This is a genomic window from Acinetobacter sp. YH01010 (assembly GCF_013420775.1).
GTDB lineage: Bacteria > Pseudomonadota > Gammaproteobacteria > Pseudomonadales > Moraxellaceae > Acinetobacter > Acinetobacter amyesii.
Genome location: NZ_VOYF01000036.1, coordinates 1 through 10712, shown reverse-complemented (window position 1 = coordinate 10712; position 10712 = coordinate 1). Strand labels below are relative to the sequence as shown.

Here is a 10712-nt window from a genome sequence, read left to right as displayed (position 1 = left end):
CCCGAACTCAGAAGTGAAACCTCTTAGCGCTGATGGTAGTGTGGGGTTACCCATGTGAGAGTAAGTCATCGCCAGCTCATTATTCGAAACACCCCCTGATATCTCAGGGGGTGTTTTTTTATGTGTGGAAAAAATGGAAAAGAGAAAAATAAGAAGAAAAGCGAAAGCAAAAAATAGGAAAACGACAGATATTTAAAATGAATAAAGCTAAACAGCGCAAAAAATTTACATCAAGCCAAGCCTATATTCTTTATAGTGAAGTTTAGTCGCCAAGGTATAAAAACAATAGGATGTGCAAATGCTCCAAGATCTCGATGAAGTCTCTATTTTAGAAATATTGCAGCAACGCTTTGAGGCAAATATGCAGCGGCATCCAGAATTACTTTGGGATGATGTAAAAAAACAATTGATTGCACAGCCCTCAAAACTAAAAATTTTAATCGAAATGGAAAAAACAGGCGGTGGGCCAGATATTGTGATGCTGAATCAGCAATCTCATGACCTGATATTTTATGATTGCAGCTTAGAGTCGCCAAAGCCTAGACGAAGCTTGTGCTATGACCGTGATGCCTTGGAGAATCGGAAGGATCATCCCCCGAAAAATAACGTTATAGACATGGTTCGAGACATCGGTGCTGAGCTACTGACAGAAGAAGACTATCGAGCAATACAGCAAGTTTTTCATTTCGATTTAAATACTTCGAGCTGGATCGTGACGCCAGCAGATATTCGGCAAAAGGGTGGGGCACTGTTTTGTGACCGACGTTATGATCATGTATTTAGCTACCATAATGGCGCACAGTCATATTATGCGTCTCGAGGATTTCGCTGTAAGCTGGTGATTGCTTAGTCTCAGTGCTATCAATGCATTTAAAACAATCAAGAGTGTTCAAACGAACTTTTCTAAAGATGTAATTGCGTTTGTTTTTTAGACATTTAAAATTTTTCTAAACTAAAGATAGAAATAAATGATGGTGTATCGTTCTGAAGTTGAATGAAAGAATAGAAGAATTAGACATGAAAACAAGGACATTATGATTTAAAAAAAGAAGTTAAATAATCATATATTGATAATGTTTAATAATTAAACTAAAACATGAAAAATAACACAATTAACATGTACTTATAAGCGACCTGATTTATTAAACATACGTCTAATATCCCTAGAAAACACTGTTCCGTATATTCCGTGGCTGTTGAATTTTACTTAAAAATTCAATGAATGTTATGGACAAGTACTCATGGGAGATGAGAACGATGACAACGGAAAAAATAGACATAAATTCTGTAGTCGATAAGGCTAAATTTACCCCGTTCCACTTCAATGTAGTGGCTTGGTGCTTATTGATTATTTTATTTGATGGCTACGATTTAGCGATTAATGGTGTGGTTTTACCTTTACTGATGCAAGACTGGGGCTTAAGTGCAATGCAAGCGGGGATGCTTGCCAGTACTGCGCTCGCAGGCATGATGTTTGGTGCCATGTTCTTTGGTTCTTTAGCGGATAAGATTGGCCGTAAAAAAGTCATTATGATCTGTATCGTTTTATTTAGTGGTTTGACCTTTGCCGGTGGTTTTGCGTCGAATCCAACAGAATTTGGTATTTTGCGTTTCTTGGCTGGTTTAGGGATTGGCGGTGTAATGCCGAACCTTGTGGCTTTAACTTCTGAATACGCGCCGCAGAAGATGCGTAGCACACTGGTAACGACCATGTTTAGTGGTTATGCAGTCGGTGGTGTGATGGCGGCACTTTTAGGTTCATGGTTCACCCCTGACTTTGGTTGGCAAATCATGTTCTTTATTGCAGGTATTCCACTTTTCCTTTTACCTGTGATTTGGAAATTCTTACCTGAATCTTTGGCATTTATGGTGAAAGAAAACAAACAGGAAAAAGCCCGCAGTATCGTGAAGCGCTTAGCACCTGAAGTGAAAGTGTCTGAAAATACAGTGTTCACTTTGCCTCAAGAAAGCGTGCCTGAAGCTGCTAACGTGGTGAGTTTGTTCCGCCGTGGGCGTGCCGTAAATACACTGCTGTTTTGGGTGGCGTTCTTTACGTGCCTATTGACCATGTATGCGCTAAGCAGTTGGTTACCAAAACTGATGATGGCCGCAGGTTATTCTATGGATAACAGCTTAATGTTCATGATGGTTATGAACGTGGGCGCAGTTGTAGGTATTGTTGGTGGTGGTATTTTGGCTGACCGTTTCCATTTAAAACCTGTGTTGATGGTTTTGGGTATGATGGGCGCGATTGTGATGAGCTTGATGGGCTTCCAGTCAAATCAGTTCTTGCTATACATCTTGGTGTTCTTGGCAGGTGCTGCATCTATTGGTTCGCAAATGCTGCTGTACAGCTATGTGGCGCAGTATTACCCACTTGCTGTACGTTCGACAGGTATTGGTTGGTCTTCTGCGATTGGTCGTATGGGCGCGATTGTAGGGCCGATTCTGATTGGTGGTTTGCTCGGTATGAACTTACCTGCGCATTTCAACTTTATGGCGGTAGGTTTACCTGTACTGATTACTGCGATCGCGGTTGCGTTGATCATGCATGAAAATGACAGTGATAAAATTGATGTTAAAGAGGCGACTACAGCCAAAGCTTAAGTTGTGATTCTTTAAAAAGAAAAGCCTCCGAAAGGAGGCTTTTTTATTGTTTATTTTTTAGAAACTTGTATGATTTTATTTGTGTTTGATTTTTACTCAAAGAGGAATGGATGGAGGTATGGCCGTTTATACAAAGTTTGGTTTCATTTTTAGCTAATCTGTTCACGATATTTGCTTCAGGGATTGCGATATGGCTTTTTTTTACTAAAGCCAATGAAATAAAGACAGCATTTAAATTACTGTTAAATTGGTCATTTCAATTAACTTTAACTGATTTAAAGTCAAAGATAGAGCGTTTAAATGAATACTCAGCTAAAAAACCTGAAGAGCTTGAGGAAATCAGAAATATTCTCCATGAAATAGCTGGTCAGATGCGTGGTAATGAACAAATTGTTCATAGTTCAAATGATTTAATTTCAAAAATAGAAAAACTTGCTACTAGTAAAAGTTTAGATGAACCACGTAAGCGTTCAATTATTAGTGAAATTCGTGAAGTTCTAAGAAATATGCAAGTAAACTCAGTTGCATCGCCATTGGAGTAATAATGTCTAAAATAGTACAGGCAGTTAATGCCATGATCAGTAATCCAGATAAAATCAAATCTGTAATTTCAAATGGGACAGAGTATTTTTTTATCTATAAAAATAAATATAAATGGTCAATTGTCAAAAATGATGAAAATGATTACTTATTATTTTTTTATCCAGAACAATTAAGCTTAGAAGAGATAGCCCATATTAGTAGTATTAATTGGCAAAATTTACAATATGTTAAATATGCTGTGTCAGAGATTAGAACAACGGAAGCTGAACAATCTTTTAGTGAGCTTTATACTCTTGTTTCTGAAAAAGCCTATGGTGTTGATGAAATGTTGAAAGATATTATTTCAGATATGGAAAATGATCTACCATTTTAATAACAATAGTTGAAACTTGGGCTTAACAATTTGGCGATATATTATGAAACTCAACTCATTCTCCCCAATCCCTGAAGACGATGAAGAATTACATCTACCTGAACTGGTGTACTGGGCATCTTTAGGTGAACTCGCAGAAGTCGAAAAATCTTTGGCGAATGGTACAGACGTAAACTCTGCCGATGGCGAAGGCTACAGCGCACTGCATGCAGCCGCAGAAAATGGCTATTTAGACGTTGTGAAGCTATTGGTAGGCAAAGGTGCAGATGTACAGCACAAAACCCAATACACCGCTTTAGAACTTGCAGAAATGGCTGGTCATGACGATGTTGTGGCGTACTTGAAAAGTCTCTAAGTCCGATCGCGCAAAATCATAATTGTGTAATCTTCCAACGAAAAATGGGGGATTTTTTAATGGGTCATAAATAATCAATAGATAGAAAAAGAAAACCCCGACGTCCTGTCGGGGTTTTCTTCGTATTTCGTGTTCTAGATACAACTCCTTGTTATATCTCACGTCCTGATGCAGAAACTTATTGTTATTGTTTTATGTTTCGGAAACTTCCTGTCTCCTGATAATTGTAGATTAGGCCTGTTTCTGAAACTTGGAAAGCCGCAATTTTCTGCATGTCATGTAAGCCAAAACGTACAAAATTATTCTGTTACCTTTCCAAAGAAAAATCATCTGATTAATTGATTAGAATCAAATGATTATAAAAGGGAAGGGAACAGTAAATGAAACAATGCATACAATATTTTCGAACGCCTAGCCTGATCGTTGGCATCTTGATGACAGCCGCATGCCATGCGGAAAACACCACAACTACAGCACAAGATCAAACACCAAGCCAAACTCAAAATTCTGCACAAGTCCAGCAAGAACAGGGCTTTAAAATACAAAAAATCGCTCAATTCAATGAGCCTTGGGCCATCCAGCCACTTACAGACGGCCGTTTATTGCTGACTGAAAGAAAAGGTCAGCTAATTATCTTTAATCCTCAAAACCAGCAGAAAATACAGGTGAAAAACCTTCCCAAAGTTGCCTATGGCGGACAAGGCGGCTTAGGTGATATTGCACTCGATCCGCAGTTTGAAAATAATCATCAGATATATCTGAGCTATGCAGAAGCCGGACAGGGCGGTTATGGCGCTGTCATCGAAAAAGCCACATTAAACCTCAATGAAGCTGCGCCAAGTTTAAAACAGCGAAAAATCATTTGGAGGCAAATTCCAAAAGTAGAAGGTCAAGGCCATTATTCACACCGAATGCAGTTTGGCGCAGATGGAAAATTATGGGTGAGTTCGGGCGAACGTCAGAAGTTTGATCCTGCACAAGATCTGCAGTCAAATTTGGGTAAAGTACTGCGCTTAAATAGTGATGGAACACCTGCTGCGGATAATCCATTTCAGACCCAAGGCGAAGTTGCAAAGCAAGTGTGGAGCTTCGGGCACCGTAACCCTTTAGGCATGGCATTTGATGCAAAACAGCAGCTTTGGGTGGCCGAAATGGGACCGAAAGGTGGTGATGAGTTAAATCTCGTGCAGCGTGCGAAAAACTATGGCTATCCACATGTGTCGAATGGCGATCATTATGATGATCAACCGATTCCTGATCATCTTACACGGCCTGAATTTGAAGCGCCTGCCATCAGCTGGACACCGGTGATTTCACCGTCGAGTTTGATGTTCTACCAAGGGCAAAAGTTCCCCTTGTGGAAAAATAAAGCGCTGATTGGCGGATTGTCGTCTCAAGCAATCGTGATTGTGGACACAGCACATCAACCAGTAACAGAAATCCAGCGCATCGATATGAAACAGCGGATCCGTGGCTTGATTGAGGCCAAAGATGGCGCCATTTGGGGGATTGAGGACGGTGAAAAAGCATGGTTATTCAAAATTGAGCCAAAATAGCGGCTAAAAAATAAACAAAAAATTCAAAAAATAAAAAAAAAGCCCCTACGGGGCTTCTCACATACAGGCCTGCACGAATTTTAAATCCGTCAGCTAAGCCGCATAGTGCTCATCGGCATTAAATGCATTGGCTTGAATTTGAATTAATTTACGATTTCCTTGTTCTCCATTCATTCGCCAATGCGCAATTTTAATATTATCGACGATCGCAACATCACCTTTATGCCACTGCAAAAGCAGGGCATCTTTATACATCGCATCAAAAAATTGCTGCTTTTCGGCATCGCTCCATTCAATTTGTTGACCTTCTGGCGTGTAAATTTCCCAAGTCAGTTGCATGCCGTCCGCTGTCGAATCGATTTCAATCTCCCCGCGATTTTCAAAGCAATTTTTGGCCGCCTGATGGGCAAATGGATTGGTATTATTAGCAAAAGCCCACGGCTGAATCACATGCTTTTTCGTATCGGGGTGATGAATCACCAGTGGCGAACGCTGCAAGGTCAGTTTGGCTTTTTTATCTTGTCGAATCTCTAGACTAAACGGGCTCTTTTTCAGCAATAATCGGTCAAATAGCCCCACCTCGCGCGCCGAGACATAAGAAAAATGGTTCCATGCACCAAGATATTTTTCCTGTAGATGTTTCGGAAAATTCTCCCAAATCTGCTCTAAGTTATTAAATCCTGTTTCTGCCAAATACGTCGAAGGTTCCTGACAAAATAAGGCGATATAACGCGAGCGTTCTGAGCGCACACCACCTTCAACATGTGGGCCTTGTACCGAGTTTTCGACTGGACCCAATTGCACTGTGTTGCGATCGATATAACGACGGTAGTCGCCTGCGCCGAGCAATTTCTCGCTGTATTTTCGCATCCAAGATGCAACCCAGCTGGGCATGTTGGGGTTAAATGCATTCCATGGCGTAAACTGAAAATATTGTTCAATCAGTTGGTTAAATTGTTCGGGTTGCTCGATGTTAAAACCACGAAACAGTAAGATGCCATTTTCATGGATTTGTTGTAAAAGCTCTTGTCGATGCGCGCCAATATATTGTGCAAGATCTTGCGGGCTATTGTGTTCTGGAGCGGCATGAAAAATGCGGGTAAAACTATTCAGTTGTTGCTGTTGCAATTGCATAGGTCATTCTCTAATTTTTTAATTCAATTTTTATTGTTGTCGCCTAATCCCTAAGCGCTGACAGTTCGAGCTGCTGAACTCGCAGCCGTTATTCTGTCTAAATTCTCTGCCGATTATAAGTACAGTTTTACTGTTGCGATGTAAGTATTGTTGATAAATTGCGATTTTTCGACGAATAGAGTGCGATCTCTGAATGAATGACGACATGAAAAAAGCCCTCGACATCCTATTGCAAAATCAATAAGTATTTGGACACCCATTCTTTTTTAAGTTGGACACTTTAATAAACGTATTCATTAATTTTGCAGTGTCCCTCAGTTGGTAATGTGAATACCATGCCACTCACCAACGAGCTAATACGATTACTTTCAGCCTTACGTTGCTTGGTATTCACCGACAGGGCATAAATGATCATTGTGTCCCGATACATTTTTTCAGGCTCAACTTTATAGTCAATTTCCGCAGCACAAACCATTTTTCTACTAACTTCGTGTGACGCTCTACGATAGACCTCACGATCATCACTAGCCAAAGTCAGCTTTCTTCGTAATTCTTGTGCATACTGCATATATACGCTAACAAATTCAGGGTTATTCCCATATTTGAGCTTTATGTATCCCTCAATATCATCACGCACACCATTACTATTTGCATCAATCCCACCAATGTTTTTTGTTTTATCTTCATTTTTTAGGAATTTTGATGTTCTCACTTCTTTTAGTGAATTCTGAATACTTGGATTAAGAAGCGAGGAACAGGCCATCAAAAGTATACTTAAGCAACTCAGTGCAATAACCGCTTTTTTCATAGGAATCATTTTACTTTTTTCGTTTAAATTTCGTTTTAGATGCAAAGAGTGTCTGAAAATAAGAGTGTCCAATTAAAAGAAGAATCTGTGTCCAGTACGATATACTATCAAGTGTCCAATTGGGCAAGAATATGCATCCTATCGAGGGCTTTTTAGATTCATTCTAAAGATATGACTCCTGTCATACCGATCAGCGTTCCTGCTGCATGTGCATTATTTATTTTTATTGCAAGACATCCTGTCTCTGTATGTTCTTACTATAGGCGCGTTGCTGTTGAGGCCATAGGCGTAAATACTGCAAGCGCTGTAGGTAAATGCCTACAGCAGAACATCGCTAAATCCTGCTAGTGTAGTGATCTAAATAACAACAATGAGTTTCGCGCATGCCTGCAACACAAATCGATATACGGATGCAATACAGCATAGAACAAGAACAACAGTTGATAAATGCTGTCTTTAACGCCTTACAACAGAGTTTTCAACTGCCTCGATATGACCGCAATATACGTTTGCAAGTGCATGCGCTACATCGGTTTCAGGTGCTTGATCATTTGACGCAGCCTGAGCGCTTTACACATATCACCATCGATTGTTTTGCGGGACGAACCGTGGCAACCAAGCGTAAGTTATATCAAATGCTGGTGCAAAATTTGGTGGAATTTGGCATTCCGGCCGACCATATCATCATTACCTTACGTGAAAGCCCTCTAGAAAATTGGGGGATACGAGGTGGTCAAGCCGCCTGTGATGTCGATTTAGGTTTTCAGGTCGATGTTTAGTCTGTGCAAATACATGGAATGTTGCTTTCACATCGCCTAAACGAAAAAAGCCCCGACATCCTGTCGGGGCTTTTTCGGATTCATTCTAGCGGTATAACTCCTGTCCTACCGTTAAGCTTCCTGCTCATTGTCTTATCATTGTTGTTTTATGTTCAGTGACATCCTGTCGCTGTATGACCTTAATATAAAAGTAATCCAATAACGTGAATAGTGTCTATTATCCGCATCTAATGTAAGCCAAAACGTACAACACTTAAATTTTAATTCTGACCGTTCCTTCAAGGCATTGCATAGCAGCTAGGCTCTCGACTGCTAGATCTATGTTTCCAAATCGATCTAAACCGCTTTTAAAACAGCTGGAAGCTGGTTTTGAAGTGACTAAAAGCTTTATCAGCGGTGTTACATATTTTTGCGATTAATTGGTTGAATGGTGAACTAATTTATCAGACATTAAAAATTCATAATGAAAAATATACAGGGAATAAGATCGATGCTAAGAACACTTACACAACAACGGACGACGTCAAAACTTCAGCTCGCATTAGGCTGTGCCATTGCGCTTAGTGCTTCAGCAAATTGGGCAGCATCTCCACAAGAGATTAAGAAAATTGCGGAAAGTCAAAAACACAGTTATTTAGAGACCTTGAAAACCTTGGTCAATATTGAATCTGGCAGTAAAGATATTGAGGGTTTGAATCAAATTGCCAAGGTGGTCGCAGAGCAATTAAAAGCCACAGGGGCTGAGGTGAACGTGATTCAGCCCAAAGACATCATGAAACTCGATGGTGCGCCAGATCAGACAGGGCCGATTGTAAAAGCGGTACTAAAAGGCAAAGGTCAAACGAACATTATGTTGTTGGCGCATAACGATACGGTGTATCAAAAGGGCCAATTACAAGGTCAACCGTTTCGCATAGACGGTAATAAAGCCTATGGCTTGGGTATTTTGGATGACAAGCAAGGTGTTGCTGCAGTGATTCATGTTTTGGATATGCTGAAACAGCTGAAGTACCAAGATTACGGCACCATTACGGTATTAATTAATTCAGATGAAGAAATCAGTTCACCCGGCTCGCGCCAATTGATTATGGATACCGCTCAAAATCAGGACGTTGTCCTCTCCTTTGAAACCGGTGGTTTAGAGGGAAGCTTGATGTTAGCCACCAGTGGGATTGGTGCGGCTTATTTAGATATTAAAGGGCAGGGTTCGCATGCGGGGGTAAAACCTGAAGCAGGGGTCAATGCCTTGACAGAACTGGCTTTTCAGATTCAACAATTGGAAAATCTATCCAATCCGAAAACGGGTTTAAAGCTGAATTGGACTGTTGCGACGGCTGGAAAAACCCGAAATGTGATTCCTGACCATGCGACAGCGCAGGCAGATGCTCGTTCCTTAAAACCACAAGATTTTGCTGAGTTGGAAAAAACCTTGAAGCAAAAAGTCAAAACCAAAAAATTGGCGGAAAGTCAGGTCGAGGTCAAATTTGAAGTCCGTCGACCACCTTTAGAAGCCAGTCCACAAGCCAAAAAATTAGCCGCGACAGCCCAGCAGATTTACACAAACGAATTAAAGCTGCCGATGAAAGTTGAAACGACCGCTTGGGGTGGTGGTACTGATGCCGCTTTTGCTGGAGTTACTTCGAAAGCCGCGATCATTGAAGGAATCGGTATGTCTGGCGATGGATTACATTCAGATAAAGCAGAATATATTTTGACGGATTCTATCGTGCCGCGTTTGTACTTGGTGACCCGCTTAATTGTTGAAAGTTCTAAAAAGTAATCGTATCCGATTGGATGAGATCTAATGAGTCATTGCCCTGAGTTTGGTTGTGGCTCATGTTAGAGCTATTCTTATGTAGCATTTGAAATGAAAAAAGCCCCGACATCCTGTCGAGGCTTTTTCAGATTCATTCTAGCGGTATAACTCCTGTCCTACCGTAAGCTTCCTGCTTAGTCTTATCATTGTTGTTTTATGTTCAGTGACGTCCTGTCTCTGTATGCTTTAACTTTATCGTGGATGATGCATGGCGTATAGCTGCCATCTGCCGAAAATAATGTAAGCCTGAACCTACAAAAGGCGGCATCTATCACGCGAACGGCAACAATTAAGCACTCACATATTGCAGTAATTTTTTGAAAATCGCTTTAACCGCTTTGTTGTCAAATTCATTCGGTTCGAATTTATCTGTTTGATTACGTGTAAAAATGTCACGAATTTCAACTACAGCATTACTGTCAATTAAGCCCAATTGAGTTGCCACTTGGCGAATTTGATCAATCGAACGTGAACCATTGGTGCCTCCATAGCTAACGTATGCCGCAGGTTTTCCGCCCCATTCTTTACCGAGGTAATCCAATGCATTTTTGAGCGCAGGGCTGTAGCCGTGGTTATATTCAGGGCTAATGAAAATAAATGCGTCGCCTTGCGCGATTTTATCAAATGGAGCGTAAAACTCTTTCCTTCAGGTCAGAGATATAAGCGACACGACATGAAGTGTCGTTTGATTTAACTAAGGACTATTTTCCTTGAGTTTTGATTGTTAATATAAGTACATGA

Annotated in this window: 10 protein-coding genes and 1 pseudogene; 8 read left to right on the top strand and 3 right to left on the bottom strand. The window is 40.6% G+C overall.

Translation table 11 applies throughout. The annotated features are described in order from the left end of the window. Positions 1–298 precede the first annotated feature (298 nt). The 6 genes from FTT77_RS16445 (at position 299) to FTT77_RS16420 (ending at position 5434) form a co-directional block, all read left to right on the top strand. A complete protein-coding gene (locus FTT77_RS16445) occupies positions 299–850 on the top strand; it encodes a DUF4256 domain-containing protein (RefSeq protein ID WP_180022955.1) in 552 nt (183 codons plus the stop codon). A gap of 407 nt (positions 851–1257) precedes the next feature. Continuing rightward, positions 1258–2607, top strand: coding sequence for an MFS transporter (locus tag FTT77_RS16440; RefSeq protein ID WP_180109568.1), 1350 nt, complete (start codon positions 1258–1260; stop codon positions 2605–2607). A 110-nt stretch (positions 2608–2717) separates the two neighbouring features. Further along, positions 2718–3149, top strand: a complete 432-nt coding sequence (locus FTT77_RS16435; protein WP_180109567.1) for a hypothetical protein — start codon at positions 2718–2720, stop codon at positions 3147–3149. A gap of 2 nt (positions 3150–3151) precedes the next feature. Beyond that, positions 3152–3523 carry a hypothetical protein gene (locus FTT77_RS16430; protein ID WP_180109566.1) on the top strand — a complete coding sequence of 124 codons (372 nt, stop codon included), beginning with the start codon at positions 3152–3154 and terminating at the stop codon, positions 3521–3523. A 43-nt stretch (positions 3524–3566) separates the two neighbouring features. Further along, a complete protein-coding gene (locus FTT77_RS16425) occupies positions 3567–3878 on the top strand; it encodes an ankyrin repeat domain-containing protein (RefSeq protein ID WP_180109565.1) in 312 nt (103 codons plus the stop codon). 380 nt (positions 3879–4258) lie between these two features. Continuing rightward, positions 4259–5434 (top strand): PQQ-dependent sugar dehydrogenase, encoded by a 1176-nt coding sequence (locus tag FTT77_RS16420; RefSeq protein WP_373684014.1) that lies wholly within the window; start codon positions 4259–4261, stop codon positions 5432–5434. A gap of 93 nt (positions 5435–5527) precedes the next feature. On the opposite strand, the gene FTT77_RS16415 is transcribed toward FTT77_RS16420, so the two are convergent. Together FTT77_RS16415 and FTT77_RS16410 are read right to left on the bottom strand one after the other, a co-directional pair. Next, positions 5528–6568 (bottom strand): TauD/TfdA family dioxygenase, encoded by a 1041-nt coding sequence (locus FTT77_RS16415; protein ID WP_180005606.1) that lies wholly within the window; start codon positions 6566–6568, stop codon positions 5528–5530. Positions 6569–6848: 280 nt separating this feature from the next. Beyond that, positions 6849–7376: a hypothetical protein gene (locus tag FTT77_RS16410; RefSeq protein ID WP_180022951.1), complete on the bottom strand. Its 528-nt coding sequence runs from the start codon at positions 7374–7376 to the stop codon at positions 6849–6851. 383 nt (positions 7377–7759) lie between these two features. Here FTT77_RS16410 and FTT77_RS16405 point away from each other — a divergent pair, with 383 nt between their 5' ends. Then, positions 7760–8155 carry a tautomerase family protein gene (locus FTT77_RS16405; RefSeq protein WP_180056167.1) on the top strand — a complete coding sequence of 132 codons (396 nt, stop codon included), beginning with the start codon at positions 7760–7762 and terminating at the stop codon, positions 8153–8155. Between the two features lie 490 nt (positions 8156–8645). Beyond that, positions 8646–9935: a glutamate carboxypeptidase gene (locus FTT77_RS16400; protein ID WP_180022949.1), complete on the top strand. Its 1290-nt coding sequence runs from the start codon at positions 8646–8648 to the stop codon at positions 9933–9935. A gap of 325 nt (positions 9936–10260) precedes the next feature. Here the strand turns inward: FTT77_RS16400 and FTT77_RS16395 are convergent. Next, positions 10261–10593 (bottom strand): annotated as a pseudogene (locus FTT77_RS16395) (NADPH-dependent FMN reductase); the annotation flags it as partial. Positions 10594–10712: the final 119 nt, after the last annotated feature.